This is a genomic window from Streptomyces sp. SID486, from assembly GCF_009865385.1.
In the GTDB taxonomy this organism is placed as follows: domain Bacteria; phylum Actinomycetota; class Actinomycetes; order Streptomycetales; family Streptomycetaceae; genus Streptomyces.
The window spans coordinates 1-26496 of the sequence record NZ_WWJT01000261.1; the positions used below are offsets into that span (position 1 = coordinate 1).

The 26496-nt window shown below is 71.5% G+C and carries 25 protein-coding genes and 2 pseudogenes; 12 read left to right on the forward strand and 15 right to left on the reverse strand.

Annotated features, from left to right (window positions below; all coding sequences use genetic code 11):
* Window positions 1–318 (reverse strand): hypothetical protein (locus tag GT045_RS12795; protein ID WP_161334240.1); only part of this gene is annotated, 318 nt, incomplete at its 3' end.
* 199 nt (window positions 319–517) lie between these two features.
* Between GT045_RS12795 and GT045_RS12800 the strand changes: the two genes are divergently transcribed.
* Window positions 518–736, forward strand: a complete 219-nt coding sequence (locus GT045_RS12800; RefSeq protein ID WP_237538542.1) for a hypothetical protein — start codon at window positions 518–520, stop codon at window positions 734–736.
* Window positions 737–779: 43 nt separating this feature from the next.
* On the opposite strand, the pseudogene GT045_RS39665 reads toward GT045_RS12800, so the two are convergent.
* A pseudogene (locus GT045_RS39665) lies at window positions 780–857 on the reverse strand (Uma2 family endonuclease); the annotation flags it as partial.
* Window positions 858–990: 133 nt separating this feature from the next.
* On the opposite strand from GT045_RS39665, the gene GT045_RS12810 reads away from it, so the two are divergent.
* Window positions 991–3024: a thioredoxin domain-containing protein gene (locus GT045_RS12810; protein ID WP_161334241.1), complete on the forward strand. Its 2034-nt coding sequence runs from the start codon at window positions 991–993 to the stop codon at window positions 3022–3024.
* A gap of 76 nt (window positions 3025–3100) precedes the next feature.
* Here the strand turns inward: GT045_RS12810 and GT045_RS12815 are convergent, their stop codons facing one another.
* The 4 genes from GT045_RS12815 to GT045_RS12830 all read right to left on the reverse strand — a co-directional run bounded on the left by GT045_RS12815 (window position 3101) and on the right by GT045_RS12830 (window position 6886).
* Window positions 3101–3820: a Mut7-C RNAse domain-containing protein gene (locus GT045_RS12815; RefSeq protein WP_161292280.1), complete on the reverse strand. Its 720-nt coding sequence runs from the start codon at window positions 3818–3820 to the stop codon at window positions 3101–3103.
* Window positions 3821–3853: 33 nt separating this feature from the next.
* Entirely contained in the window at window positions 3854–4495 is a 642-nt protein-coding gene (locus GT045_RS12820) for a TetR family transcriptional regulator (protein ID WP_161292279.1), read from the reverse strand.
* The gene (locus GT045_RS12825; RefSeq protein ID WP_161334242.1) at window positions 4492–6060 is read right to left on the reverse strand and encodes a DHA2 family efflux MFS transporter permease subunit; all 1569 of its coding nucleotides are present in this window, start codon (window positions 6058–6060) and stop codon (window positions 4492–4494) included. The genes GT045_RS12820 and GT045_RS12825 overlap by 4 nt, the downstream gene beginning before the upstream one ends.
* A 112-nt stretch (window positions 6061–6172) precedes the next feature.
* The gene (locus tag GT045_RS12830; RefSeq protein WP_161334243.1) at window positions 6173–6886 is read right to left on the reverse strand and encodes a hemolysin III family protein; all 714 of its coding nucleotides are present in this window, start codon (window positions 6884–6886) and stop codon (window positions 6173–6175) included.
* 278 nt (window positions 6887–7164) lie between these two features.
* Here GT045_RS12830 and GT045_RS12835 point away from each other — a divergent pair, with 278 nt between their 5' ends.
* A complete protein-coding gene (locus tag GT045_RS12835; protein ID WP_161292273.1) occupies window positions 7165–8988 on the forward strand; it encodes a phosphoenolpyruvate carboxykinase (GTP) in 1824 nt (607 codons plus the stop codon).
* A 279-nt stretch (window positions 8989–9267) separates the two neighbouring features.
* Here the strand turns inward: GT045_RS12835 and GT045_RS12840 are convergent, their stop codons facing one another.
* On the reverse strand, window positions 9268–9693 hold the full coding sequence (locus GT045_RS12840; protein ID WP_161334244.1) for a hypothetical protein: 426 nt from the start codon (window positions 9691–9693) through the stop codon (window positions 9268–9270).
* 89 nt (window positions 9694–9782) lie between these two features.
* Complete coding sequence (locus GT045_RS12845; RefSeq protein WP_161296314.1) at window positions 9783–10994, reverse strand: pyridoxal phosphate-dependent aminotransferase; 1212 nt, start codon at window positions 10992–10994, stop codon at window positions 9783–9785.
* Window positions 10995–11299: 305 nt separating this feature from the next.
* Between GT045_RS12845 and GT045_RS12850 the strand changes: the two genes are divergently transcribed.
* Window positions 11300–12160, forward strand: a complete 861-nt coding sequence (locus tag GT045_RS12850) for a serine protease (protein WP_161334245.1) — start codon at window positions 11300–11302, stop codon at window positions 12158–12160.
* Window positions 12161–12177: 17 nt separating this feature from the next.
* On the opposite strand, the gene GT045_RS12855 is transcribed toward GT045_RS12850, so the two are convergent.
* Together GT045_RS12855 and GT045_RS12860 are read right to left on the reverse strand one after the other, a co-directional pair.
* The gene (locus tag GT045_RS12855) at window positions 12178–13788 is read right to left on the reverse strand and encodes a D-aminoacylase (protein WP_161296310.1); all 1611 of its coding nucleotides are present in this window, start codon (window positions 13786–13788) and stop codon (window positions 12178–12180) included.
* Between the two features lie 9 nt (window positions 13789–13797).
* Window positions 13798–15069 carry an amino acid deaminase gene (locus GT045_RS12860; protein WP_161334246.1) on the reverse strand — a complete coding sequence of 424 codons (1272 nt, stop codon included), beginning with the start codon at window positions 15067–15069 and terminating at the stop codon, window positions 13798–13800.
* 266 nt (window positions 15070–15335) lie between these two features.
* On the opposite strand from GT045_RS12860, the gene GT045_RS12865 reads away from it, so the two are divergent.
* The 5 genes from GT045_RS12865 to GT045_RS12885 all read left to right on the forward strand — a co-directional run bounded on the left by GT045_RS12865 (window position 15336) and on the right by GT045_RS12885 (window position 20022).
* Window positions 15336–16406 (forward strand): sugar kinase, encoded by a 1071-nt coding sequence (locus GT045_RS12865; RefSeq protein ID WP_161334255.1) that lies wholly within the window; start codon window positions 15336–15338, stop codon window positions 16404–16406.
* Complete coding sequence (locus tag GT045_RS12870; RefSeq protein WP_161296304.1) at window positions 16403–17167, forward strand: IclR family transcriptional regulator; 765 nt, start codon at window positions 16403–16405, stop codon at window positions 17165–17167. Before GT045_RS12865 ends, GT045_RS12870 begins: the two co-directional genes overlap by 4 nt.
* Window positions 17164–17574: a RidA family protein gene (locus GT045_RS12875; RefSeq protein ID WP_161296302.1), complete on the forward strand. Its 411-nt coding sequence runs from the start codon at window positions 17164–17166 to the stop codon at window positions 17572–17574. Before GT045_RS12870 ends, GT045_RS12875 begins: the two co-directional genes overlap by 4 nt.
* Before the next feature lie 344 nt (window positions 17575–17918).
* Window positions 17919–19397, forward strand: a complete 1479-nt coding sequence (locus GT045_RS12880) for a gluconate:H+ symporter (protein WP_161334247.1) — start codon at window positions 17919–17921, stop codon at window positions 19395–19397.
* Between the two features lie 37 nt (window positions 19398–19434).
* Entirely contained in the window at window positions 19435–20022 is a 588-nt protein-coding gene (locus tag GT045_RS12885; protein ID WP_161334248.1) for a hypothetical protein, read from the forward strand.
* 7 nt (window positions 20023–20029) lie between these two features.
* Here the strand turns inward: GT045_RS12885 and GT045_RS12890 are convergent, their stop codons facing one another.
* The 4 genes from GT045_RS12890 to GT045_RS12905 all read right to left on the reverse strand — a co-directional run bounded on the left by GT045_RS12890 (window position 20030) and on the right by GT045_RS12905 (window position 23558).
* Window positions 20030–21373: a M14 family metallopeptidase gene (locus tag GT045_RS12890; RefSeq protein ID WP_161334249.1), complete on the reverse strand. Its 1344-nt coding sequence runs from the start codon at window positions 21371–21373 to the stop codon at window positions 20030–20032.
* Window positions 21374–21687: 314 nt separating this feature from the next.
* Complete coding sequence (locus GT045_RS12895) at window positions 21688–22296, reverse strand: lamin tail domain-containing protein (RefSeq protein WP_345942632.1); 609 nt, start codon at window positions 22294–22296, stop codon at window positions 21688–21690.
* A 174-nt stretch (window positions 22297–22470) separates the two neighbouring features.
* A complete protein-coding gene (locus GT045_RS12900; RefSeq protein ID WP_161334250.1) occupies window positions 22471–22698 on the reverse strand; it encodes a DUF397 domain-containing protein in 228 nt (75 codons plus the stop codon).
* A gap of 8 nt (window positions 22699–22706) precedes the next feature.
* A complete protein-coding gene (locus GT045_RS12905) occupies window positions 22707–23558 on the reverse strand; it encodes a helix-turn-helix transcriptional regulator (RefSeq protein WP_161334251.1) in 852 nt (283 codons plus the stop codon).
* 203 nt (window positions 23559–23761) lie between these two features.
* Between GT045_RS12905 and GT045_RS12910 the strand changes: the two genes are divergently transcribed.
* Window positions 23762–24172 (forward strand): ATP-binding protein, encoded by a 411-nt coding sequence (locus GT045_RS12910; RefSeq protein WP_161334252.1) that lies wholly within the window; start codon window positions 23762–23764, stop codon window positions 24170–24172.
* Between the two features lie 54 nt (window positions 24173–24226).
* Here the strand turns inward: GT045_RS12910 and GT045_RS12915 are convergent, their stop codons facing one another.
* Window positions 24227–24742, reverse strand: coding sequence for a contact-dependent growth inhibition system immunity protein (locus GT045_RS12915; RefSeq protein WP_161334253.1), 516 nt, complete (start codon window positions 24740–24742; stop codon window positions 24227–24229).
* A gap of 310 nt (window positions 24743–25052) precedes the next feature.
* On the opposite strand from GT045_RS12915, the gene GT045_RS12920 reads away from it, so the two are divergent.
* The gene (locus tag GT045_RS12920) at window positions 25053–26201 is read left to right on the forward strand and encodes a serine hydrolase domain-containing protein (protein WP_161334254.1); all 1149 of its coding nucleotides are present in this window, start codon (window positions 25053–25055) and stop codon (window positions 26199–26201) included.
* Window positions 26202–26342: 141 nt separating this feature from the next.
* Window positions 26343–26496 (forward strand): annotated as a pseudogene (locus tag GT045_RS39670) (IS5/IS1182 family transposase); the annotation flags it as partial.

Sequence of the window (26496 nt, forward strand, 5' to 3'; positions counted from 1 at the left end):
GGCCGGGCCGGCGCCGGTGCCGAGGGAGAGGTCGGCGACGGCGGCGGCGACGGCGGCGACGGCCGCCACCAGCAGGGCCGTCCCGGCTCCGGCGCGCGCGTACCGCTGTCCGAAGGTCAGCCGCCCCGCCTCCGCCTCGTCCAGCGCGCGCGTGTAGGCCGCGTACTCCTCACCGGCCGCGCCGGCCATCGCGTCCAGCGCGGCGCGTGCCCGCGACAACAGCAGCCGGCCGTCGGTCCGTCCGTCCGAACGCCGCACCTCCTCCTCCACCGCCCGCACCAGCAGCCGCTCGGCCTCCGCCCGATGACCGTCCCGCATGTCCCGTCCCCCTCCGGCGGCAACTCCTACGCGTAGCAGTGTCCTTCGCGGAAGGCGGCAGCGCGAGGGGGTGACGATCGCCCGGGCGAGGAGAACGCGCCCGAGCGCACCGGCGACCGCCCCCCTCACCGGCGGCCCCTCGGCACCGGCCCGGTGATCGGGCGCCCACGCACCGTTCATCAACGAAGTCGGCGAGCCTATGGTCTTCTGGCAGAAGCGCGGGGAGCCGTTTGCGGTGTTGCTGCATCACGACCTCGACCGGGAGCCCGTGCGCATCCAGGAGCAGATGCTTCGCCTCGGTCTCATCCCGTCGAGCGGGGGCGTCATCCTTGATGATGCCGAAGCACACTGGCTCATGGGCTGCTTCAAGTCCACCGAATGGTGTCGTCGACCAGTCGAAGAAGACGGGCCCTTCTAGATTCGGTGGTGATGGATTCCGCAAGGCTCGGCATGCCCGGAAAGTGCCGCTTGGAGGCGCTCGGGCTCACGACGACCATTCCGTCCACGATCTCGATGCCGGCGCACCGCTCCTCGGACAGGTGCCGGGCCGCCCGACCCGGAGAGGGGCGGAGTCGCCCGCCACGTGATGGCCCGCAAGTGCGATTCAGCCGAGCGAGGCGGGCTCGAGAGGGTTTCGCCGGTCGTGCCGGCTGCTGTGAGAGGCTGGGTCGTATGAACCGGTTGGCTGGTGTGACCTCGCCTTATCTGCTTCAGCACGCGGACAACCCGGTCGACTGGTGGCCGTGGGGACCCGAGGCGTTCGCGGAGGCGGAACGGCGCGGTGTACCCGTTCTGCTGTCGGTCGGATACTCTGCGTGCCACTGGTGCCACGTCATGGCCCACGAGTCCTTCGAGGACCGGGACACCGCCGACTACCTCAACGAACACTTCGTCAGCGTCAAGGTCGACCGCGAGGAACGCCCCGACGTGGACGCCGTCTACATGGAGGCCGTCCAGGCGGCCACCGGGCAGGGCGGCTGGCCCATGACCGTGTTCCTCACGCCGGACGCGGAGCCGTTCTACTTCGGCACCTACTTCCCGCCGGTCCCGCGCCACGGCATGCCCTCCTTCCGGCAGGTGCTGGAGGGTGTCCAGCAGGCCTGGAGCACCCGGCGCGACGAGGTCAGCGAGGTCGCCGGGAAGATCGTGCGTGATCTCGCCCAGCGGGAGATCGTCCGGCAGGCCGCCGAGGCCCCCGGCGAACAGGAACTCGCCCAGGCCCTCCTCGGGCTCACCCGCGAGTACGACGCGCAGCGCGGCGGATTCGGCGGCGCTCCCAAGTTCCCGCCGTCCATGGCGCTGGAGTTCCTGCTGCGCCACCACGCGCGCACCGGTGCCGAGGGCGCGTTGCAGATGGCCCGGGACACCTGTGAGCGGATGGCGCGCGGCGGTCTGTACGACCAGCTCGGCGGCGGGTTCGCCCGGTACTCCGTCGACCGCGACTGGGTGGTGCCGCACTTCGAGAAGATGCTCTACGACAACGCCCTGCTCTGCCGGGTGTACGCCCACCTGTGGCGGGCCACCGGCTCGGACCTGGCCCGGCGGGTCGCGCTGGAGACCGCGGACTTCCTGGTGCGGGAACTGCGCACGGAGCAGGGCGGGTTCGCCTCGGCGCTCGACGCCGACAGCGACGACGGCACCGGCCGGCACGTCGAGGGCGCGTACTACGTCTGGACGCCCGGGCAACTGGTCGCCGCCCTCGGCGAGGACGACGGACGGCTGGCCGCCCAGTACTTCGGCGTGACCGACGAGGGGACCTTCGAGCACGGCCGGTCCGTTCTGCAGCTCCCGCAGACCGAGGGGGTCTTCGACGCCGAGAAGGTCGCCTCGGTGCGGGAGCGGCTGCTGTCCGCCAGGGCCCGGCGTCCGGCCCCCGGCCGGGACGACAAGGTCGTCGCCGCCTGGAACGGGCTCGCCGTCGCCGCGCTCGCCGAGACCGGCGCCTACTTCGGCCGGCCCGACCTGACCGAGGCCGCGCTCGGCGCCGCCGACCTCCTCGTCCGCGTCCATCTCGACGAACACGGCCGGCTCGCCCGCACCAGCAAGGACGGCCGCGTCGGCGCCAATGCGGGTGTCCTGGAGGACTACGCCGACGTCGCCGAGGGCTTCCTCTCGCTCGCCTCCGTGACCGGGGAGGGCGTCTGGCTGGACTTCGCCGGACTGCTGCTCGACCATGTGCTCGTCCGTTTCGCCGACCCGGCGACCGGTGGCCTGTACGACACCGCCTCCGACGCCGAGCAGCTCATCCGCCGGCCCCAGGACCCCACCGACAACGCCACGCCCTCGGGGTGGACCGCCGCGGCCGGCGCGCTGCTGAGCTATGCCGCCCACACCGGCTCCGCCCCGCACCGGGCCGCGGCCGAGCGGGCGTTGGGTGTCGTGAAGACCCTCGGCCCGCGCGTGCCCCGGTTCATCGGGTGGGGACTCGCCGTCGCCGAGGCGCTGCTCGACGGGCCGCGCGAGGTGGCCGTGGCCGGACCGGCCCTGGACGACGAGCGGACGGCCGGCCTGCACCGTACGGCGCTGCTCGGCGTCGCCCCGGGTGCCGTGGTCGCCTGTGGCACCCCGGGCAGCGACGAGTTCCCGCTCCTCGCCGACCGCACCCTCGTCGACGGCGCTCCGACCGCGTACGTCTGCCGGGGCTTCGTCTGCGACCTGCCGGTGACGGACCCGGCGGCCCTGCGGGCCCGGCTGGCGTCGCCCTGACCGGACTCACCGCCCCCGCGGCCGTGCGGCGACCGGGGCGGGGCCACCGCCTGCGGGAAGGGGGCGCGGGCCCGCGTCAGCGCTGCTTCAGGGCGCGCCCCACGATGGCTTCCAGCTGCTCGTGGTGCGCGCCCTTCCAGTACGCCCGGCCGCAGGCCGTGCACTGGGCGAACACGTCGTACGACCGCTGGGTGCCGCCCTTGAGCTGGTCGGCGACCTCTTCCTTGGTGGCCGCCCTCAGCAGGCCGTTGCAGGCGGTGCACCGGGTCCACGGGCGCAGCTCGGGGGCGAAGCGGTCCAGCACGTCGTGGAGCTGCTCCTCGGGGCGGGTGCTGTAGACGAACGCGCCGGCCCACAGTTCCCGGCGGCGCAGCAGGCCGCGGTCACGGCTGAGCATGACCCGCTGCTCCGCCGCCGAGCGGGCGGCGAGCGCCGGGTCGCCGATGTCCGTCGACTCGTAGGCCGCGTCCACGCCGAGCAGCCGCAGCCGGCGGGCCAGTGTGCCGAGGTGGACGTCGAGGAGGAAGCGCAGGGGGGCGCCGGGGACGTGCTGGGGACGGTCCACCGCTCGGACCGAGACGCGCTCGCCGGCCGCCGGTACGTGCGAGGCGGGCACCTCGCGGTCGTCCACGACGAGCGCGCCGACCTCGGTGAGCGGGACGCCGAGGGACTCCACGACATGACCGAGCGTCGAGACGCCGTCCGTGGCCAGGGCGGTGGCCGCGCCGCGGCGGGCGGCCGGCACGAACAGATGCAGCTCGGGGGCGACTTCGACGTGGATCTCGGTGGCGTTCACCCCGTCAGGATGGCACGGGCGGCGCCGTGGGCCTCAGAGTTCCCCGGGTCCGAGGCCGTGCTCCATGACGTCCAGGGCCCGCTCCATCAGGTCCCTCAGTTCGCCGTCGAAGCCGTTCTCCGCCCAGTACATGGAGACCTCCATCATCCCGCCGATGAGGGCCATCGCGCTGACCCGCACCTCCAGGCTCTCCGGGTCGCGGCCCGTGCGCTCCGCGAGGGCCTGGCGCAGCAGACGGCCGGTCTGCGACATGCTCTCGAAGTACCGGGAGCGGATGGCGGGCACCTGGGCCCCCAGGCGAGCCCGCAGCCGGAGCACCTCGGGGTCCTCCTCCTCGCTCAGGTCGAGGGCCCGGCCCACCACGTACCGGAGGGAGTCCCGCCACGGCTCGTCCTCGGGCCGTGCGCGCAGTTCCTCCAGCATCAGGGGGTCGTACTCGTCGGTGAGGACGATGTCCTCCTTGGTGGGGAAGTAGCGGAAGACGGTGGACGGCGACACCTCGGCCCGCTCGGCGATCTGCTCGATCGTCGTGGCGTCGTACCCCTGCTCCCTGACCAGCGCGTAGGTCGCCGCGCGGATCGCCTCACGGGTCTTGATCTTCTTCCGCTCCCGCAGTCCGAGGCGGGGGCGGTCGGCGGGGGAGTAGGGGGAGCGTGCGGCCGTCATGGGGGTCATTCTCCGGCATCGGGTCCGGGGGTGACCATCTCCGGGGAGGGCCGCGCCCCACCGCGCGCGACGGCCGCCGTGCCCGGCAGGAACGCGGCGGCCAGCAGCGCCGAGACCAGGGCGGCGGTCCCGCAGACCAGCAGGACCAGGTCCATGCCGTGGACGTAGGCGCTGTCCGCGGACACCGCGAGGCGGACGGAGCCCGCCTTGTGGGCCACGAGGTGCGCGGCGACGACGGAGTCGCCCGCGGCGGCGGCCGCCTTCGCCGGCAGCCCGGCCACGTCCAGCCGGTCGCGGAAGGCACCGGCCAGCAGGCTGCCGAGCAGGGCGATGCCGACCGCCGCACCGACCTGGCGCAGCGTCATCAGCAGCCCGGAGCCGCTGCCGGCCCGGTCGCGGGGCAGCGCGCCGAGGGCGCCGTCCATCGCGGGCACCACGGAGAAGCCGAACCCGACGCCCGCGATCGAGAGCCACAGCGCGGTGAAGCCGTAGCCGGAGCCGGTCGTCGTACGGCTGCCGAGCAGCGCGGAGAAGGCCAGCACCACCAGGCCGGCGCTCACCACGGCACGCGGACCGAACCGTGCCACGACCGGCTGGGCGCCCCTCGCGGCGAGCATCAGGCCGCCCATCAGCGGCAGCAGGCGCAATCCCGTGCCGAAGGCGTCCTGGCCGAGTACGGCCTGGAGGTACGGCGGCAGGACGAACAGCAGGCCGGACAGCACGAACATCACGAGGGTGGCCGCGAGCGTGCTGAGGAGGAAGCCGCGGTGGGTCAGCAGCGTCATGTCGAGCATCGGCCGGGCGCGGCGCCGTTCGCGCAGGACCAGTGCCGTGAGCAGGACGACGGCCGCCGTGAACGCCGTCAGGACGAGCGCATCGCCCCAGCCCCGGCCGGGGGCCTCGATGATCGCGTAGACGAGGGTGCCGAGGCCGGTGGCGGTGAGCGCCGTGGACAGGACGTCGACCCGCGGGGAGGCGGGGTCGCGGGTCTCGGGGAGCAGCAGGACGCAGGCGGCGATACCGATGGCGGCCATGGGGACGTTGACGAGGAAGACCGAGCCCCACCAGAAGTGGTCCAGCAGCCAGCCGCCGATGACCGGGCCGAGCGGCATGCCGAGGGCCGAGGCGGCCGAGATGACGCCGACGGCCCTGGGCCGCTCGGCGGGGCCGAAGAGCGAGGGCAGTACCGACAGGGCGAGCGGGGTGACGAGCGCACCGCCGACGCCCATGAACGCGCGGGCGGCGACGACCTGGTGGACGTCACCGGCGAGCGCGCCGAGCAGGGAGCCGGCGAGGAAGACGCCGAGTCCGGCGATCAGCATCAGGCGCCGTCCGAACCGGTCGCCGAGGAGGCCGGCGGGGAGCATCAGCGCGGCGAAGACGACGACGTACGCGTCCGCCGTCCACTGCTGCTGCCCGGTGGTCGCCTTCAGGTCACCGGCCATGGTCGGCAGCGCCACGTTGAGGATCGTCATGTCGAAGCCGAGCGTGAGCATGCTCGCGACCAGGGCGCCGAGGGCCCACCAGCGGCGGGGATCGGGCCGCGCCTCCCGAGCGGTGGTGACAGTAGCCATGAAATGAAAGTAACCGTCAAAATCGTGGGACTGTCAATGGAGGGGAGGTGCCGGGGAACGGGAAACGGCCACGACTCGGTCGAGTCGTGGCCGTTTGGAAGGGGGTGGTGGGCTAGGCGTGCTGGTAGGCCACCAGCGAGATGCCGACGTAGTGGACGACGAACGCGGCGAGCGTGAGGGAGTGGAAGACCTCGTGGAAGCCGAACCAGCGCGGTGAGGGGTTCGGGCGCTTGATGCCGTAGATCACGCCGCCGGCACTGTAGAGCAGGCCGCCGACGACCACCAGGACCAGGACGGCGATGCCGCCGGTGCGCATGAAGTCGGGCAGGAAGAAGACGGCCGCCCAGCCCATCGCGATGTAGCAGGGCGTGTACAGCCAGCGCGGTGCGCCGACCCAGAACACGCGGAAGACGATGCCGGCCGCGGCCGCGACCCAGATGCCCCACAGCAGCCACCGGCCCTTGCTGTCGGGCAGGAGCAGCAGGGTCAGCGGGGTGTAGGTGCCCGCGATGATCAGGAAGATGTTGGCGTGGTCGAGGCGGCGCAGCACGCCGTCCATCCGCGGGCTCCAGTCGCCCCGGTGGTACAGCGCGCTGACGCCGAAGAGCAGACAGGCCGTCAGGGCGTAGATGCCGCAGGCGACACGGCCTCTGGTCGAGTCGGCGAGGGCGGTGAGCACGAGGCCGGCGATGAGTGCGGCCGGGAACATGCCGAGGTGCAGCCAGCCGCGCAGCCTGGGCTTGACCGGATGGGGCAGGGAGAGCGCGACGGGGCCACGGCCGGCGGCCGGCGGGTCCGTGGGCGCGTCGGAGGCGGGCACAGTCATGGCCGCATGGTACCGACGCCGCCGTAAGTCACCGATCAATGCGCGGTCGACAACGCCGTCGGGCAAAAAGTCCTTCAGCTGAACCCCTCGTGGACGCAAAGAGTCGCGGTAACCGTGGGATTCCTCACTCCGCTCACCTGTGATGCGCTCTGGACAGATGGGCACTAAACTCGGATGATCAAATGAGTGCGGTCGGCACCGGATGAGCGGCTACGAAGCGTCCGGGTCGAGGCCCCCACGGGGCGGACAAGACAAAAATCCCTCATTTAGGAGCAATCGTGGCGCGCGACATCGCGGCTCCCACCGTCGTCCCCACCAACCACCAGGAACTGATCTCGTGGGTCAACGAGATCGCCGAACTGACGCAGCCGGACAGCGTGGTCTGGTGTGACGGCTCCGAGGCCGAGTACGAGCGGCTGTCCGAGGAACTGGTCGCCAAGGGAACGTTCAAGAAGCTCGACCCGATCAAGCGCCCGCACTCGTACTACGCAGCCTCCGACCCGACCGACGTCGCGCGCGTCGAGGACCGCACCTTCATCTGCTCCGAGAAGGAGGAGGACGCGGGTCCCACCAACCACTGGAAGGCCCCCGCCGAGATGCGGGAGATCTTCGCCGGTGACAAGGGCCTGTTCCGCGGCTCCATGCGGGGCCGCACGATGTACGTCGTCCCGTTCTGCATGGGCCCCCTCGGCTCCCCGCTCTCCGCGCTCGGCGTGGAGATCACCGACTCCGCCTACGTCGCCGTCTCCATGCGCACGATGACGCGCATGGGCCAGGCCGTCCTGGACGAGCTGGGCGACGAGGGCTTCTTCGTCAAGGCCGTCCACACCCTCGGCGCCCCGCTGGAGCAGGGCCAGGAGGACGTGCCGTGGCCGTGCAACTCCACCAAGTACATCTCGCACTTCCCCGAGGACCGCGAGATCTGGTCCTACGGCTCCGGGTACGGCGGCAACGCCCTGCTCGGCAAGAAGTGCTACGCCCTGCGTATCGCCTCCGTCATGGCCCGTGACGAGGGCTGGCTGGCCGAGCACATGCTGATCCTCAAACTCACCCCGCCGCAGGGCGAGTCGAAGTACGTCGCCGCCGCCTTCCCGAGCGCCTGCGGCAAGACCAACCTCGCCATGCTGGAGCCCACGATCTCCGGCTGGACGGTGGAGACCATCGGCGACGACATCGCCTGGATGCGGTTCGGTGAGGACGGCCGCCTCTACGCGATCAACCCCGAGGCCGGCTTCTTCGGCGTCGCGCCCGGCACCGGTGAGCACACCAACGCCAACGCCATGAAGACCCTGTGGGGCAACGCGGTCTTCACCAACGTCGCGCTCACCGACGACGGCGACGTCTGGTGGGAGGGCATGACCGAGGAGGCGCCCGCCCACCTGACCGACTGGAAGGGCAACGACTGGACGCCGGCCTCCGGGACGCCGGCCGCCCACCCCAACGCCCGCTTCACCGTGCCCGCCTCGCAGTGCCCGATCATCGCGCCGGAGTGGGAGGACCCCAAGGGCGTGCCGATCTCGGCGATCCTCTTCGGCGGCCGCCGCGCCAGCGCGGTGCCGCTGGTGACGGAGTCCTTCGACTGGAACCACGGAGTCTTCCTGGGCGCCAACGTGGCCTCCGAGAAGACGGCCGCGGCCGAGGGCAAGGTCGGCGAACTGCGCCGCGACCCGTTCGCGATGCTGCCGTTCTGCGGCTACAACATGGGCGACTACATGGCCCACTGGATCGACGTCGCCAAGGACAAGGACCAGTCCAGGCTGCCGAAGATCTACTACGTCAACTGGTTCCGCAAGAACGACGAGGGCAAGTTCGTCTGGCCCGGGTTCGGTGAGAACTCCCGTGTCCTGAAGTGGATCGTGGAGCGGCTGGAGGGCAGGGCCGAGGGTGTCGAGACCCCGATCGGCGTGCTGCCGGCCAAGGGCGCCCTCGACACGGACGGTCTCGAACTGTCCGACTCCGACCTGGACTTCCTGCTGAAGGTGGACAAGGAGGTCTGGCGCGAGGAGGCCGCGCTGATCCCCGCGCACCTGGACACCTTCGGTGACCACACGCCCGAGGAGCTGTGGGACCAGTACCGCGCCCTGGTGAACCGCCTGGGCTGACGCCCTCCGAAGACCCCACGGCCGGCCGGGGTGTGCCCTGACCAGCGATCGTCACGACCGGCCGTGGCACAACCCCGAGGGGCCCCCGCACAACGGCGTGCGGGGGCCCCTCGGGGTTGTGCCACGGCGTGCCCCCTCGCGCTCACTGCCCCGCTCAGTCGGGGGCCGCTCCGGCGAGCGGCGCCCTGCGCGGGTGCCGGTGCGGTGTATGGCGCCCGGTCCGCGCGTCGCTGCGGGTGCACGCGGACCGGGGCCGATCAGGGGACCCCTGGGGCGGGGTCAGCCGGCCGAGCTGAGTTCCTTCGGCCCGGCCGGGGTGGTGGCGGCACCGTGGGCGTCCATCCGCTCCGCCGCGAGGATCGCCGCGGCCGTGTCCGCGCGCGAGGCGGCGACGACCAGCGCCCGGCCGGCCAGCGCGTGCGCCCGCCGGTGCAGCGCGCACGGGTCACCCGCCGCGGTCGGCGTCGCCCGCAGGGGCGGACGTCCTCCCCGCAGGCGGGCCACCTGCGCCGCGAGGCGCTGCGCGGCCGCGTCCAGGTCGGCGGACGGGGCCAGGGCGCGCAGTTCGTCGGTGACCGTCAGCAGCGCGGCGAGGTGTCCGGCGAGCTGGATGTCCAGCTCCTCCTCGCGCGAGCGGTGGGGGAAGTCGGAAGCGGTGCCGGCCATCGTGCTGTGGACCGACTTGGTGCGGATCGGCTCGTACATGGGGGATGGCCTCCTGTGCTCTGACAGGAAGCCATCCTAGCTTAGATTTCGTCTAAAGTTGAGTCGAGTCACGGAGTGGAGTCCGTCGGCTACGGCTGGCCGTATCCGTCCAGGAAGTTCCCGATCCGGGTCACGGCGTCGCGCAGATCGCCGACCGTCGGCAGGGTCACCACCCGGAAGTGGTCCGGCTCCGGCCAGTTGAAGCCCGTGCCCTGGACGACCATGATCTTCTCCTGCCGCAGCAGGTCCAGGACCAGCTGCCGGTCGTCCCTGACCTTGAAGACCTGCGGGTCGAGGCGCGGGAACAGGTACAGCGCGCCCTTGGGCCGGACGCAGCTCACCCCGGGGATCTGGGTCAGCAGCTCGTACGCGGTGTCCATCTGCTCCTTCAGCCGGCCGCCCGGGAGCACCAGGTCGTCGATCGTCTGGCGTCCGCCGAGCGCGGCGACCACCCCGTGCTGGCCGGGCATGTTGGCGCACAGCCGCATGTTCGCCAGGATCGTCAGGCCCTCGATGTAGGAGTCGGCGTGGGCGCGCGGGCCGGAGATGGACATCCAGCCGACGCGGTAGCCGGCCACCCGGTACGCCTTCGACATGCCGTTGAAGGTGAGGGTCAGCAGATCGGGCGCGACCTTCGCGGTCGGGGTGTGCGTGGCGCCGTCGTAGAGGATCTTGTCGTAGATCTCGTCCGAGCAGACCAGCAGGTTGTGCCGGCGGGCGATGTCGGTCAGCCCCTTGAGCATCGCCTCGTCGTAGACGGCGCCCGTGGGGTTGTTCGGGTTGATGACGACGATCGCCTTGGTGCGGTCGGTCACCTTGCGCTCGATGTCGGCGAGGTCGGGCATCCAGTCGGCCTGCTCGTCGCAGCGGTAGTGCACGGCCGTACCGCCGGACAGGGAGACGGCCGCCGTCCACAGGGGGTAGTCCGGGGCCGGTACGAGCACCTCGTCGCCGTCGTCGAGCAGGCCCTGCATCGCCATCACGATCAGCTCGGAGACGCCGTTGCCGATGAAGACGTGCTCGACGTCCGTCTCGATGCCGAGGGTCTGGTTGTGCATCACGACCGCGCGGCGGGCGGCGAGCAGGCCCTTGGCGTCGCCGTAGCCGTGTGCGGTGGAGACGTTGCGGAGGATGTCCTCCAGGATCTCCGGCGGGCACTCGAAGCCGAAGGCGGCCGGGTTGCCGGTGTTGAGCTTGAGGATGCGGTGGCCCGCCGCCTCCAGCCGCATGGCCTCCTCGAGAACCGGACCCCGGATCTCGTAACAGACGTTGGCGAGCTTGGTCGACTGGATCACCTGCATGTCGGCGAGCTTACGACCCCCTCATGCCCGATGGGCCGTGTTTTCCGCCACGTGGGACGCGGAGATTTGCCCGAATACCGACGCGAGCTGTCTCAGGGGTCACTTGCGCCCCTGGCATCCAGTGGCATGTTCACGACGATAGCGGTGTCCCCCCGCGCGCGGCGGCCGCGACCGGCACAGGGAAACCCCTATGACCTGACCCGGCTCCTTGTCCCGGCCCCTCTTCCCTGCCAACAATGCGCATGACAACCAAGCGGGGCGGCCGGAACCTTCCGGTCGCCCACGTCGTAAGAGGGGACCCCCACGTGAACAAGCCTCTCCTTGCCGCGCTTTCCGCCCTGGCGATAGCCGGGCTCGGCGCGACCCCGGCGATCGCGGCGCCGCACACCGCCGCCCCCGCCCCCGCCCCGCACGCGGCGAAGGCCGCCAAGGCCACGATCGGCTTCGCCGGCACCGTCTCGCTCAGCAACTGCTCCGGCTCCGTCATCCGCTTCCCCCAGTCCGCCGACACCGACCCGGCCCTCGTGCTGACCAACGGCCACTGCCTGGAGACCGGCATGCCGGACGCCGGCGAGGTCATCACCGGCCAGTCCTCCAGCCGCACCTTCGGCCTGCTGAACTCCGCCGGCACCAAGGTCGCCACCCTCCGTGCCAACCAGGTCGTCTACTCGACCATGACCGACACGGACGTCACCCTCTACCGGCTGACCACCACGTACGCGCAGATCAAGAGCTCGTACGGGATCAGCCCGCTCACCGTGCAGGACACGCACCCCACGGCCGGCACCGCCATCAAGGTGGTCTCCGGCTACTGGAAGCGCATCTACAGCTGCAACGTCGACGGCTTCGTGTACCGGCTGAAGGAGGGCGACTGGACCTTCAAGGACTCGGTCCGCTACACCTCCGCCTGCAACACCATCGGCGGCACCTCCGGCTCCCCGGTCGTCGACGCCGCCACCGGCAAGGTCGTCGCCGTCAACAACACCGGCAACGAGGACGGCGAGCGGTGCACGGTGAACAACCCGTGCGAGGTCGACGCGAACGGCACCGTCACGGTCCGCCAGGGCATCAACTACGCCCAGGAGATCTACAACATCCCGGCCTGCTTCACCACCGGCAACAAGCTCGACCTGAACGCGGCCGGCTGCGTCTTGCCCAAGCCGTAACCACCGGCGGCGGGCGGTCACACCGGGCTGCGGCGGACCGCCCGCCCCGCCAGGACGTCCGTCCGCCTGCCGTCCTCGACGACGAACCGGCCGTCCACCAGTACGTGCGGGATCCCGGCCGGCAGCGACCGGGGTTCGGCGAAGGTGGCACCGGCCGCGACCGTCCGCGGGTCGAACAGGACCAGGTCGGCCCGGTACCCCTCGCGCACCAGTCCGCGGTCCGGCAGCCGCAGCCGGGCCGCGGGCCGGGAGGTGAGGCGGGCGACGCACTCCTCCAGCGTGAGGACGCCCAACTCCCGCACGTAGTGCCCCAGATAGCGGGGGAAGGTGCCGTACGCCCGCGGATGCGGCTTGCTGCCCCGCAGGATGCCGTCGGAGCCGCCGGTGTGCGCGCGGTGCCGCATGATCGCGCGGACGTTCTCCTCGTGGCCGACGTGCTGGAGGATCGTCGTGCCCAGCCGGTCCGCCACCAGCAGACGGTGCGCCGTCACCCACGGGGACTCGCCCCGCAGGTCCGCCGACTCGCGGACGCTGCGGCCCACGTGGTCGCCGAGAGCCGGATCGGCCACCCCGGAGACCTCGATCGTCGCCCAGTCCACCGGCACCCCGTGGCAGCCGTCCGAGCCGGTGACCTCCAGGTCGTGCCGGATCCGCGCGGCCGTCGGCGGGTCGGTGAGCCGGGCCAGGATCTCCTGCGGGCCGCCCGCGCTCGCCCAGCTCGGCAGCAGCGCGGCGAGGGTCGTGCAGCCGGGGGTGTAGGGGTAGGTGTCCAGCGTGATGTCCGCGCCCTCGTCCAGGGCCCGGTCGAGCAGGGCCAGCAGCTCGGGTGCCCGGCCCTCGTTCACGCCGAAGTTCATCGTCGCGTGCGCGAGATGCAGCGGGCAGCCCGCCTCCCGGGTCAGCGCGACCATCTCGGCGTAGGCGTCCAGGGCGCCGGCGCCGTAGGAGCGGTGGTGCGGGCAGTAGTAGCCGCCGTACCCGGCCACCACCCGGCACAGTTCCGTCAGTTCGGCGTCCCCCGCGTACATGCCCGGGGTGTAGGTGAGCCCGGAGGACAGCCCGACGGCGCCCTGCTCCAGCCCCTCGGCCACCAGCCGCCGCATCCGGTCCAGTTCCCCGGGCGTCGCCTCGCGGTCCTCCCAGCCCACGACGAGCGCCCGGACGGTGCCCTGCGGGATCAGGTAGGCCGCGTTGACGGCGATGCCCCGGTCCAGGCGGTCGAGGTACTCGCCGACCGTCCGCCAGTCGAAGTCGATGTCGTCGCCGTACCCGTTCCACCCGGTGATCGCCCGCCGCACCTCCTCCAGGGTGCGGTCGTCCACCGGCGCGTACGACAGCCCGTCCTGGCCGAGGACCTCCAGCGTGACCCCCTGCGCGGCCTTCGCGCTGTGGTCCGGGTCGCGCAGCAGGGCCAGGTCGGAGTGGGCGTGCATGTCGATGAAGCCGGGGGCGAGGACCAGGCCCGCCGCGTCCAGCTCCCGGGCGGCACCGGGCCGCTGGCAGCCGGCGGCGGCGGCCTCCTTGACGATCGAGACGATCCGGCCGCCGTCGACCACGACGTCGGCGCGGTAGGAGTCCGCCCCGCTGCCGTCGACGACGTCGGCGTCCCGGATGACCAGGTCTTGCACGGGGGCCTCCTAGAAGAACGTGCGGATGTAGTCGACGACCGTGCCGTCGGCCTCGGCGACCGGGATCAGCTGCCACTTGTCGAAGGAGGTGCACGGGTGGGACAGGCCGAGGCCGATCCAGTCCCCGACCTCGACGTCCGCCTCCGGCTCCGTGCGCAGCCAGGCGTGCTGGTCGGACAGGCCGGTCACGGTGATGCCGGTGGCCGGCCGCTCGGCACCGTCGCGGCGCACCGCCTGGGCGGTCGGCAGGTCCAGGTCGTAGGCGGCGTCACGCTTGCCCGCGTTGGCGAAGGCCTGCCCGGCGGCGGGCCGGGAGACGACCTGCGCCCACAGCCGGAAGGCGGGCTCCAGGGCGCCCTCCTGCGGGATCCGGGTGAACGGGGTGAGCCTGCTGTAGTGCCCGTCGTCGTGGGAGACGTACGCCCCCGAGCGCAGCAGCTTCAGCACGGGCCGGGAGAATGCGGGGAGCCCGGCGAGGACATCGGCCACCGCGTCGAACCAGGCGCTGCCGCCCGCGCTCACCACGATCTCCTCCGCGTCCCCGAAGTGGCCGCCCCTGTCCAGCCCGGCTGCCAGCGCGACCAGCCGCCGCAGATACGACCGCACGCGCTCCGGATCGGCCTCGGGCACCTCGCCCTCGTACCCCGCCACCCCGACCAGCCGCAGGGCCGCTGCCCCGGCCACGGCCTCGGCGACGGCCGTGGCCTCGGCCTCGGTGCGCACCCCGGTCCTGGCCCCCTCGCCCGCGCCCAGCTCCACGACCACGTCCACCGGGCGGGCGGCACCGCGCAGGGCCGCGTCCATCAGCTCCACCCCGCGCACGGAGTCGACGTAGCAGACGAAACGGAACTCCGGGTCGGCGGCCAGCTCGCCGGCGACCCAGCGCAGGGCGGCGGCGTCCACCAGCTCGTTGGCGAGGAACACCCGCCGGACGCCGAACGCCCGGGCCACCCGCACCTGGTGGGGCACCGCCAGGGTGATGCCCCAGGCGCCGTGCTCGATCTGGCGCCGGAAGAGCTGCGGGGCCATGGAGGTCTTGCCGTGCGGGGCGAAGGCCAGGCCGTGCCGGGAGGCGTACGACTCCATCAGCGCGAGGTTGTGCTCCAGGCGCTCGGCGGACAGGGCGAGGACGGGGGAGGTGAAGCCGTCCCGGAAGAGGTTGCGGCGCTGGGCGGTCAGCTCGGCGACGGTCAGTCCGTCGGCGTCCGGCGGGAGGCCCTTGAAGCGGTGGTCGACGCGTTCCTCGGCAAGGCGGGCGAGCGCTTCGCTACCGGTGTCCATCTCAGCCTCCTGGTCAGGCGTGTTGCACAATATGCAACACCCATTGCGCATGTCGCTTACAGCTGTCTAACATCTCGGCCAACACGAGGTCAATGAAGCCGCCGCCCGGCGCCACCCGCCCCGCGAACCGACGAGGAGCCACCACCATCGTGACCGCCGAAGGCCACCCGAGCGCCGCCCCCGAGGTACCCGAGGTGCCCAGGGTGCCCGAGACGGTCCGGGCGCCCGAGGAGTCCGGGGTGTCCGGGGCGCCTGAGGAGTCCGGGGTGTCCGGGGCGCCCGAGGAGTCCGGGGCGCCCGAGGCGGTCGACGTCGTCACGCTCGGCGAGTCCATGGTCACCTTCCTCCCCGGCCGCCCGGGCCGCCTCGCCGACGTGCCCTGCTTCGAGCGGGCCATCGGCGGTGCCGAGTCCAACGTCGCCTGCATGCTGGCCGCGGCCGGACACACGGCCCGCTGGGTCGGCCGGGTGGGCGCCGACGGGTTCGGGCAGCACCTGGTCGAACGGATCGCCGGCTACGGGGTCGACACGAGCGCCGTACGCACCGATCCGGACCGGCCCACCGGCATCTACTTCCGCACGGCGGCCGACCGGGCCACCGACGCCCACGAGGTGGCCTACTACCGGGCCGGCTCCGCGGCCTCCGCGATGGCCGTGGACACCGTGGACCTGACCGCGGCACGGGCCGGCCGCGTCCTGCACCTGTCCGGCATCACGGCGGCGCTGTCGGCGCCGTGCCTGGAGCTGATGCGCGAGCTGACGGCGCCCCGCCCCGGCCGCCCGCTGGTCTCCTTCGACGTCAACCACCGGCCCGCGCTGTGGCGGGGCGCCGACGGACCGCGCGTACTGCTGGAACTGGCGCGCCGCGCCGACATCGTGTTCGTCGGCGACGACGAGGCGCGTGACGCCTGGGATCTGCACGGCGCGCGTGCCGTCCTTGCGGCGCTGCCCGAACCGGCGGTCGTCGTCGTCAAGCAGGGCGGCGGCGGTGCGACCGTCTTCACCCGGGACACCCGCGCGGCGCAGGACGCCGACGCCACCGCGACGTTCGTCCGCCCCCCGGCGGTGGACGTGGTCGCCCACATCGGTGCCGGCGACGCCTTCGCCGCCGGGTTCCTCTCCGCCACCCTGCGCGGCCTGCCCGTCCGGGACCGCCTGCGGCACGGCCACCTCTTCGCCGCCGCCGCCCTCACCACCCCCGGCGACCTGGCCGCGCCCCCCGCCCGCGGCCACGCCGACCGCCTGGCCGCCCTGGACGACCACGCATGGGGGACACTTCGACTCGGCCCCGGCTGGACGCAAGCCGAGCAGGCCGAACAGGAGGCGAACACCCCATGAGCCAGACCGTCGACCGCGCCCTGAGCATCCTGCCGCTGCTCGCCGAGGGCCCCGCCGACCTCGGACAGGTCGCCGACCGCCTCGGCGTGCACAAGTCCACGGCGCTGCGCCTCCTGCGCACCCTGCACGAACACGGCCTCGTCTACCGCCAGTCCGACCAGCGCTACCGCCTGGGCGCCCGGCTCTTCGCCCTCGCCCAGGAGGCCATGGAGAACCTCGACATCCGCGAGATCGCCCACCCGCACCTGGCCCGCCTGAACGAGCAGTGCGGGCACACCGTGCACCTCGCCGTGTACGAGGAGGGCGAGGTGCTCTACATCGACAAGGTCGAGAGCCGCTACCCGGTGCGCATGTACTCGCGCATCGGCAAGCCGGTGGCCATCACGGTCGCCGCCGTCGCCAAACTCCTGCTCGCCGACCTGCCCGAGGCCGAGCGCCGCGTCCTCGCGGACAAGCTCGACTACCCCCTCTACACGGCCCGTTCCACCGCCAACGCCCCCGCCTTCCTCAGGGAGCTGGAGCAGGTGCGCGAACAGGGCTGGGCCACCGACCTCGGTGGCCACGAGGAGTCCATCAACTGCGTCGCCGCCCCCATCCGCGGCGCCGACGGCCGGGTGGTCGCCGCGATGTCGGTGTCCGCGCCGAACGTGGTCGTCACCGCCGAGGAACTCCTCACCCTGCTCCCGCTGGTGCGCCGTACGGCGGACGCGATCAGCGGCGAGTACTCCGGAAGAACGCCAGTGAAGGGCACCCCCGCATGACCGAGAAGACCGCGCTCACCCCGAAGACCCACACCACCCCGCCCGCGAAGTTCTCGCACGGCGTGAAGAAGGGCAACATCCTCCAGGTCGCCGGCCAGGTCGGCTTCCTGCCCGCCGAGGAGGGCAAGGCCCCCACGCCGGCCGGCCCCACCCTGCGCGAGCAGACCCTGCAGACCCTCGCCAACGTCAAGGCGATCCTGGAGGAAGGCGGCGCGACCTGGGACGACGCGATGATGATCCGCGTCTACCTGACGGACGTGGACCACTTCGCCGAGATGAACGAGATCTACAACGCCTACTTCGAGGAGCAGGGCCTCACCCAGCCGCCGGCCGCCCGCACGACGGTCTACGTCGGCCTGCCGGCCGGCCTCCTCATCGAGATCGACGTCCTCGCCGTCCTGAGCTGACGGCCCCCGCCGCGGTGCGCCGACGGCCCCCGCCGTCCCGCTCCTGAGACCCCTGCCGTCCGGATCCACAGACCCCCGCCGTCCCGCTCCTGAGACCCCCGCCGTCCCGCCCTCACGGCCCCGGCCGTCCCGCTCCTACGGCCCCGGCCGTTCCCGGACCGGCGGCGCTTCGGTTCCCGCTGTCCCCGGACCGGCGGCGCTTCGGTTCCCGCCGTTCCCGGACCGGCGGCGCTTAGGTTCCCGCACGTCCCGCACGTCCCGCACGGCACGGCGCCCACCCGGGCCGCCGTGCCGCGATCCGCCCTGCCCGAAAGCACGATGCACTTACTCCAGAGGACCCCCGCATGTCCTTCCCGCTCGCCGCGACCGCCCCCGCCGCCCCGCCCCACACCGGCGGCCTGCTCCTCCTCCTCGACGGCACCCCAGGGCTGCTCACCGTCGCCGCCCTCGGCATAGCCCTGCTGCTCTTCCTGATCATCAAGGTCAGACTTCAGCCGTTCGTCGCGCTGCTCGCCGTCTCCATAGCCGTCGGCCTGCTGGCCGGCCTCTCGGTGACCGAGCTCTTCGGCACCGTCCAGCGCTCCGACGCCGTCTCCACCGTCGAGTCCGGCATGGGCGGCATCCTCGGCCATGTCGCGATCATCATCGGCCTCGGCACCATGCTCGGCGCGATCCTCGAAGTCAGCGGCGGAGCCGAGGTGCTGGCCACCCGGCTGCTGGCCCTCTTCGGTGCCCGCCGAGCCCCCCTCGCGATGGGCCTGACCGGACTGGTCTTCGGCATCCCGGTCTTCTTCGACGTCGGCATCTTCGTCCTCGCGCCGCTCGTGTACGCCGCCGCCAGACGGTCCGGCAAGTCGATCCTGCTCTACTGCCTGCCCCTGCTCGCGGGTCTGTCCATGACCCACGCCTTCCTGCCGCCGCACCCGGGCCCGGTCGCCGCCGCCGGACTGTTGCACGTGCAGCTCGGCTGGGTCCTCCTCATGGGCATCGTCTGCGGTCTGCCCGCCGTACTGGCCGCCTGGGCGTACGCCGCCTGGATCGGCGGGCGGATCTTCGTCGCCGTACCGCAGGACATGGTGGAGGCGGCGGAAGAGGCCAGGCAGGCGGTCGTGGCCGAGCAGCGCGCGCAGGGCGTGGAGCCGCAGGAGAGGCCGGTGCCGCTGGCCACGGTCCTCGCCGTCATCGGTACGCCCCTGGTGCTGATCCTCGCCGCGACCTTCTCCTCGATCGCCCTCGATCCGTCCCCCGGCCGCTCGGTCCTGGAGTTCTTCGGCAGCCCCTTCGTCGCCCTCACCATCGCCCTGCTCCTCGCGTACGGCCTCCTCGGCATCCGCCGCGGCTGGTCCCGCAAGTCCCTGGAGACGGTGTCGACGGCGTCCCTCAAACCGGTCGGCAACATCCTGCTGGTCGTCGGCGCGGGCGGTGTCTTCGGCGCCGTCCTCAAGGCCAGCGGGGTCGCCCAGGCGCTGTCGGACACCTTCCACGACGTGGGCCTGCCGGTGATCGTCCTGTCGTACCTGATCTCGCTGGTGCTGCGGGTGGCCCAGGGCTCGGCGACGGTGGCGATCGTGACGACCGCCGGCATCGTGGCCCCGCTTCTGACGGAGGGTCACCACTCCCAGGCATTCGTCGCCCTCGTCATCATGGCCGTCTCGGCGGGCTCCATCTTCGCCTCCCACGTCAACGACGGCGGCTTCTGGATGGTGGCCAAGTACTTCGGCATCAGCGAACGGGACACGCTGCGGACCTGGACGGTCCTCGAGTCCGTGCTGTCACTGGCGGGGTTCGCGGTGGCGGCGGTGGTCAGCGTGTTCGTGAGCTGACTGGTTCCGGCACAGGTAAGTCGTCCATACTGCGGCCGTGGAGCAGCGCATAGGAGCGAACAGCAAGCCGCTGAAGGGCGGGCCGTTGAAGGCCGAGCCCGTGACGGGCGCCGGTTTCGACCCGGCCTTCGTCCCGGGGCTCACGGGGCCGACTCCGACGGCGTCGGTGTCGAAGGAGCCGGTGGCCGAGGAGCCGGAGGCCAGGGCTTCGGAGGAGGCCGGGAGGCCGGCGGCCGAGGACTCCGTGGTCGAGGACTCGTCGGCCGGGGACTCGGCGACCGAGGACTCGGCGACCGAGGAGTCGGCGGCCGAGGACTCGGCTGAGCCTGCCGGGGAGCCGGCGGACGGGCCCGTGTTCGAGGCGTCCGACCGCCGGGCCCGGATAGTGGCCGACCGCAAGGGCGTCCGCCTCAAGCTGGACGAGGAGGCATGCGAGTTCCGCTGGGAGGAGATCGCCGCGGTGGAGACGGAGTCGCCCCGCTTCGGCAAGCGGTACACGGTCACCGTGCACACCCCTGACCGCCGCTGGTTCCCGATCGAGATCGAGGCGACGGCCAGGGCGCGCTTCAAGGAGTGGGACGAGCAGCTGGACGCGGTGCTCGACGCCTACTTCGAGGACGCGTGACCGCCGGCTAGCCGCAGTACTGGCCGGCCTTTCCGATGGCCCGGTACATGCAGTCGGCGTTCTCCAGCAGCTGCAGCACGGCGTCCTTGTTCCGGGAGGTCTCCCGCTCGATCACCTCGTCGGGCGGGTAGAACCCGCCGTCCCAGGCGGACGTCGGATACATCTCGAAGGTGTAGTCGAAGATCTTCTGTGTGCCCCACAGATAGTCGTCGATCGACCCGTCCGTGATGTACAGGTCGCTGGACTGCTCGGCGGTGTACCCGTTGCTGGCGGCCATCTTCTGCCCCACGGCCTTGAACGCGGCTGCGTCGTCCGCGGTCATCCCCGGGGCGGTGTCGTCGTACGTCCACCCGAACGGCCACAGCACCAGCTCGCTGTAGGTGTGGAAGTCGATGCCCGCCTTGATCTGCTGCTTGCCCCCGACGACCCGGCCGCGCACGAAGTCGGCGACGACCTTCACCTCGGGCGCGGACTCGGGGGAGGCCCCGCGGTAGGTCTCGGACGATTTGCTGCTCGAGGACCCGCCGCAGCAGCCCCACTTGTAGTCCCAGTTCCGGTTGAGGTCGGTCCCGACGGACGAGGAACCGGCGTTGGGCTGCCGGTTCTTGCGCCACGAGCGGTACGACCCGCTGGCGATGTCGTACTCGCCGCCGTCCGGGTTCAGATCGGGGACGATCCAGATCTCCCGGCTGTTGACGATATTGGTGATCCGCGAGTCCGACCCGTACCCCGCGCCGAGTTCCCGTAGCAGGTAGAGGGCCATCTCCACGGTCAGATGCTCCCGGGCGTGCTGATGCGCGGTGAACAGCACCTCGGGCTCGTCCTCGTCGGTGCCGACGTTGTCGCTGACCTTGATGGCGACGATGTCCCGCCCCTGGTACGACTTCCCGATCACCCGCTTGCTCATGATGCCCGGGTAGGCGGCGAGCCGCTGGTCGATCTCGGCGTTCGCCTCGGCGTAGTTGTGGTACTTCGAGTCGGCGCTGGGGAAGTCGTACAGCCGCGCCTCACCGCGTCGCGGCGCGCTTGCCGACGGCTGGACCTCGTACCCCAGTCGGCGCAGTTCGCGGATCTGCTCCGGCCGCCCGGAGACGACGACGGTCTCCTCGTCGGCCTCGTCCACGGTGACGCCGGTGGCCTGAATGGCCGTACGGGTGACGGGGTCGGTGCTCTGGTGGATCTCGTACTGCCGTATGTCGCCCCCGGAAGGCGTGACCTTCCGGACGCCGTCCGCGCTGGCGTTGCCGGCGGTGGCCGAGACGGGGGCGGCGAGGGCGAGGGCCAGCAGCGCGCCGAGGGCGGCGGTACGTCTGCCGCCACGGGCGCCGGAGTCGCGGATGCGAAGTCGCATGAACTCTCCTTGGGGGTGGAGGTGGGGATGTTCGCGTGCGACGTGCGGATGCGGACCCGCCGGGGCCGTGTGTCTGCGTGGTCTCCCTGTGAGTCCGCTGTGCGGGTTGGCGCTCATGGTGCGGCTTTGGCATGATCAGGTCAAGCTTGGCGTCGGTCGATGGCGCGAACCGTGCCATGGCAGGGGCGGCGTGGACCCGAAGCGCGCCGGCGGCGCGCCACTTCGCGGGAAGTGGCGCGCCGCCGGGGGGAAGCTGCCGTGGGCCGTGGGCCGCGGTGCGGGTCGGTGCTCACCGGCCCGCCGTCGGGCACGGGTCAGTGGCGGCCGCCGTGCCGCCCGCCGTCGCGGTGGTCGCGGTGCTGCCCGCTGTCGCGGTGGCTGCCGTGCTGTCCCCCGTCGCGGTGGTCGCGGTGCTGCCCGCCGTCGCGGTGACCGCGGTGGTCGTACCCCCAGGAGGTGGCGTCGATGAAGCGGCCGTGGTCGTTGCGCAGGGTCGCGGTGTCGTGGGCGCTGTCCCACACGGACTCGTGGCGGTCCTGGTAGACGTCGTTCTTGCGGTCGCGCCCGACACCGGTGTGCACCCGCACGCTCTGGTCGGCGCCCAGCCGGTAGTGGCGGAAGGTGTAGGTGTGGCCGTCCTCGTCCGACAGCGTCCACCCGTCCAGGTTCACCGGCCGGTGGCTGTTGTTGCTGACCTGCACCCACTCCTTGTTCAGCGCGGCGTCGGAGCGGTCGTAGCGGGCCGACGTGTGGTGCCGGACGCCGCTGATGACGACCTGTGAGCGGTCGTGGTGGCCGTGGTCGTGGCCGCGGTCGGCGGCCGAGGCCGGCAGGGCCGCGGCGCCGACGGCGGCGGTGGCCGCCGCCACGAGTGCGGCGGCGATACGGCGGCGGGTCACGGAAGAGGATACGAACACGGACACGAGGTCCCCCTTCGCAAGGGTCGCGCACACCCCGTGGCTCGCGTTCGACGCGGGGCTGCGGGATGCGGTGTATGGACGGCGGCCGGCCGGCCGCACGACCCCACCATGCGGCGCGGGGAGGGGGCGATCGAGGAAGCGCGGGCGCTGTTACGTTCTGCGCATATTTCTGTGACTCTAGGGTGTAATGTCCATCGATGCCGCGAAGGGGGTCGCGGTGGGGGTCTCTTTCACGGCGCCGAGGAAGGAGCCGAAGGCGGCGGCGGGGAAGGTGAGGACGGCTCTCGCCGGTGCCTTGGAGTCACGGACGGCTATGTGGGTGTCCAGGTCGGCGACTTCGACGCAGTCATTGCCCTCACCTCCGCCGGAGAAGGACGACTTCTTCCATGCGGTGGGAGTACTCATGCCGGTCCTCACAGCTCCTTTGCCAGACGGTGGATGAGGTCGCGTGACCGTCCAGGGGACAGTGCGTCCTTCTTCACCCTACGGAAGAGCTTGCGAAAGTGCTCCAGCTGCGCTTCTGAATCGACGAACGCCGTGCCGTGCGGGGCGTCACGAACGACGGTATCCAGCCGGGGGACCGTACCGCCCAGGTGCACCATGGTGCTCCCGGCCCCGGCGAAGCCGTCCAGGGCAAAGGGGATGACCTGCACGGTGACGTGATCGGCCTCGGACGCTTCCAGCACGCGGACGAGCTGGGCGCGGGAGGCGGGACGTCCGGCCACCCTGATGCGCAGCGCCGCTTCGTGAATCACGGCCTCGTAGGGGATGGGGTCGGGTCCGTCGATGACGATCCTGCGTTTCATCCGGTGCTCCACTCGGAGGTCCACTTCACTCGGCGGGAACTCGGGGTTCATGTACGCAAAGAGGGCCCGGGCGTACTCCTCGGTCTGGAGGAGCCCCGGCACGTGGATGACCGCGACGTCCTTGCGGAACCTCGCGTGGTGGTCCAGCTCCGCCAAGTCCTGGTAGGCGGCGGGCAGAGTGCCTTGGTACTCCTCCCACCAGCCGCGCGTCCGGTCGGTCGCCATGGCCGCGAGAGCGTCGATCAGGTCGGCGTCCGCACAGGCGTAGTTGGCGGCGAGCCGTCGTACGCGCTGTTCACTCACCCCGGCGATCCCGGATTCGATCTGACTCATCTGAACGGAGTTCGTCCCGAGGAGCGCCGCGGCCTCGGTCGCTTTGAGGCCGGCGGCCTCTCGGAGCCTCCGTAGTTCCGTCCCCAGGCGGACCTGGCGTGCGGTCGGGTTCCGTCGTGCCGGCACGGCGTCCTCTTTCCTCAACGACGTTGGTACGGCGTCTCGTTCGGGGCAAGATTACGCGCTCCGCTTGAAGCGAATGAAATTTATGCCCTACCTTCGGTGACGTACCGCACACGCTGCGGAAGCGCGCCGCTCCGTCCTGCCATGACGACCGCGGCAATGCCACCGCGCGCGGGCCCCCCTTTCCGACGAGGAGTTGCCGACGTATGTCCGAATCCGAGACCTGGGACTACACCCTCTACATCCCCAACGACCTCAGAGCGGTGGCGGTGTGCCGCCGTACCCTGCGCCTCATCCTGACGGTGCACGGGCTGTCCGCCCTCGCGGACACCGCGGAACTGCTCGCGGCGGAGCTGGTGTCGAACGCCGTACGGCACACCAAGGGGCCGGCGGCGCTGCGGGTGCGCCGGTCCTCGCAGGGCCTGGTGTGGATCGGGGCGTGGGACACCGACCCGGAGCCACCGCCCCCGCCGCGGCCACTGGAGCAGGCCGCGGACCTGGAGGAGGGGCGGGGGCTGGGGCTGGTGCTGGCCTGCGCGGAGTACTGGGGGTGGCAGCCGTCGGCCCGGTTCGGGGACCGGGGCAAGTACGTGTGGTGCGAACTCGTGGCGGCGTAATGCGTGATCACGGCGTACGGGGTCGTACGGACAGGGGAGCCGACAGGGTTGCCTTCAAAGCAGGTCCGAGAGGCGGGATCTGTAGTCCTCGACCTCCTGTCGGATGTAGGGGGAAAAGTCTGTGAGCATCCGGACCGTCTCGTCGAGGTGCCGTGCGAGATGCGGCACATCCCTCCACACGCTCTCACTTCTGGTCAATGCTGCGGAGAGCAAATCGTCGTCATACCATCCTGTCTCCGCTTCGTCCGGTGCCGTTTCGCGCAGGAAGTCCAGAGCGACAGGCAGAAGCCATGGAAGACCGACGTCTTGGGAGATCAGCCGGCGCGTGTCTTCGACTGACAAATCCTTGATGGCCCGACGTCTCAGTGCATGCACGCCAAGAACCAGAGGTGTGCTGTGCCGGGGCGGCTCGGGCCACTGATCCCCGTCCAGTTCCTCAATCGTCTTACGGCGGTCGACGAAGCCTGAGAGCATCTCACTTCTCCATGCGTAGCTCATCTCTCCGCCCAGTTCACTTGCGATCTCGCCGGGGGGCTTAATCGGCTTGGACTCGAGATCGGCGTAGCTCAAAACGACTGTGTGACGATCCAGTGTCCGTCCTCTTCGACCGTGACCGCGCACAGGGTGCTGCCGTAAAGGGAGAGGTTCCAGAATTCCGGTCTGCCGATGGCGTGCGGACGCGGGAGGGCGATTGCGCTTCTCGATGCGCGTGCTGGGGCGCGCGCATCCAGCCCCTTCCAAGAGCTCGTAACGCGATCAGGGTCTGGTCTTCTCGAGGCGTTCCGTGACGAGGCTTCGGCCACCAGACCTCTCGGCGCCGATGATTCCCGGCCCGTGCGGGAGTCTGCCTTTCGACAGCGATCTTCTGAAAGGCGGCCTCATGACGACCCTGCACGACTTGCTCGAAGCCCACGTCGGTGCCGGTACGCTGCCGGGAGCGGTTGGCCTCGTGGCCTGGGGTGACCAGGTCGAGGTGGCGGCCGTCGGCGCGCAGGACGCCGGCGACGGCGCCCCGATGGCGAGGGATTCCATCTTTCGGGTCGCCTCGATCACCAAGTCCGTCACCGCCGCCGCACTGCTGATCCTCGTGGAGGAGAGCAGGATCGCACTGGACGACCCGATCGGGGTGTGGCTGCCGGAGCTGGGGAAGCCGGTGGTCGTACGCACGCCGACGAGCCCGGTGGACGACGTGGTGCCCGCCGACCGACCCATCACCGTATTCGACGTGCTGGCCTCCCAAGCCGGGTACGGATTCCCCTCCGACTTCACACTGCCGGCGGTGCAGGAGTTGTTCACGGTGCAAAAGGACGGCCGGGTGCCGAGCAACTTCCCGCCGGCCGACGAGTGGATGGCGGCGCTCGGCCGCATCCCGCTGCTGTACCAACCGGGCGCCGCCTGGCTGTACGACACCTGCTCCGTCTTGCAGGGGGTACTGGTTTCGCGGGTCACCGGACAGCCGCTGCCGGAGTTCCTGACGGAGCGGATCTTCGGGCCGCTGGGCATGGTGGACACCGGTTTCGAGGTGCCGGCCGCCAAGCGGGACCGGTTCACCAGCTTCTACAAGCCGGGCGATGACGGCGGCCTGGAGCTCGCCGACGGCCCGGACGGCGAGTGGAGTAGCCTGCCCGCGCTACCGCTCGGCAACGGCGGGCTGGCCTCGACCGCCGACGACTGGCTGGCCTTCTGCCGGATGTTGCTGGCCGACGGGACGGCGGCCGACGGCCGCCGGGTGCTGTCGGCCGACTCCGTGCGCATGATGACCACCGACCACACGAATCCGGCGCAGCGCGCCATCGGCCAGCTGTTCCTGGAGGGCCAGGGCTGGGGCTTCGGCGGCTCGGTCGACATCGACCGGACCAACCCGTGGAACGTGTCCGGCCGTTACGGCTGGGTCGGCGGCACGGGCACAGCGGCGCACGTCATCCCGGCCACGGGTGCGGTCACCATCCTGCTGACTCAGGTGGCAGCGATGGCTCCCGTGCCGGCACCGGTGATCAGGGAGTTCTGGCGGTACGCGGCGGACGCCTGAGACACGCATCTCACTCCCGTAGCTTCACGGGTGGGACCAGCTGACTGCTGACTTGTGGGCGCTGGTCGAACCGCTGCTGCCGCCCTGGCCGACACGGTCGCCGGGGCCTAGGCCAGTGGATGAGCGGCTCTGTCTGCAGGGCAGCTCAACGCGGCCGGCGAGCTCGACTGGACCCGCGCGTGCATGGACGGCTCCCACGTGCACGCGAAAAAGGGGGAGCCGAGACAGGTCCGTCGCCGGTCGACCGGCGGAAGACCGGCGGCAAGCCTCACCTCATCTGCGACGGCAAGGGCAC

What these genes read in the sequence shown, in the direction of transcription:
- GT045_RS12800 (WP_237538542.1), top strand. Translation starts at nt 518, where the DNA reads ATGGTCTTCTGGCAGAAGCGCGGGGAGCCGTTTGCGGTGTTGCTGCAT.
- GT045_RS12810 (WP_161334241.1), top strand. Translation starts at nt 991, where the DNA reads ATGAACCGGTTGGCTGGTGTGACCTCGCCTTATCTGCTTCAGCACGCG.
- GT045_RS12820 (WP_161292279.1), bottom strand. Translation starts at nt 4,495, where the DNA reads ATGACCCCCATGACGGCCGCACGCTCCCCCTACTCCCCCGCCGACCGC.
- GT045_RS12825 (WP_161334242.1), bottom strand. Translation starts at nt 6,060, where the DNA reads ATGGCTACTGTCACCACCGCTCGGGAGGCGCGGCCCGATCCCCGCCGC.
- GT045_RS12830 (WP_161334243.1), bottom strand. Translation starts at nt 6,886, where the DNA reads ATGACTGTGCCCGCCTCCGACGCGCCCACGGACCCGCCGGCCGCCGGC.
- GT045_RS12840 (WP_161334244.1), bottom strand. Translation starts at nt 9,693, where the DNA reads ATGTACGAGCCGATCCGCACCAAGTCGGTCCACAGCACGATGGCCGGC.
- GT045_RS12845 (WP_161296314.1), bottom strand. Translation starts at nt 10,994, where the DNA reads ATGCAGGTGATCCAGTCGACCAAGCTCGCCAACGTCTGTTACGAGATC.
- GT045_RS12860 (WP_161334246.1), bottom strand. Translation starts at nt 15,069, where the DNA reads ATGGACACCGGTAGCGAAGCGCTCGCCCGCCTTGCCGAGGAACGCGTC.
- GT045_RS12870 (WP_161296304.1), top strand. Translation starts at nt 16,403, where the DNA reads ATGAGCCAGACCGTCGACCGCGCCCTGAGCATCCTGCCGCTGCTCGCC.
- GT045_RS12875 (WP_161296302.1), top strand. Translation starts at nt 17,164, where the DNA reads ATGACCGAGAAGACCGCGCTCACCCCGAAGACCCACACCACCCCGCCC.
- GT045_RS12880 (WP_161334247.1), top strand. Translation starts at nt 17,919, where the DNA reads ATGTCCTTCCCGCTCGCCGCGACCGCCCCCGCCGCCCCGCCCCACACC.
- GT045_RS12890 (WP_161334249.1), bottom strand. Translation starts at nt 21,373, where the DNA reads ATGCGACTTCGCATCCGCGACTCCGGCGCCCGTGGCGGCAGACGTACC.
- GT045_RS12900 (WP_161334250.1), bottom strand. Translation starts at nt 22,698, where the DNA reads ATGAGTACTCCCACCGCATGGAAGAAGTCGTCCTTCTCCGGCGGAGGT.
- GT045_RS12910 (WP_161334252.1), top strand. Translation starts at nt 23,762, where the DNA reads ATGTCCGAATCCGAGACCTGGGACTACACCCTCTACATCCCCAACGAC.
- GT045_RS12920 (WP_161334254.1), top strand. Translation starts at nt 25,053, where the DNA reads ATGACGACCCTGCACGACTTGCTCGAAGCCCACGTCGGTGCCGGTACG.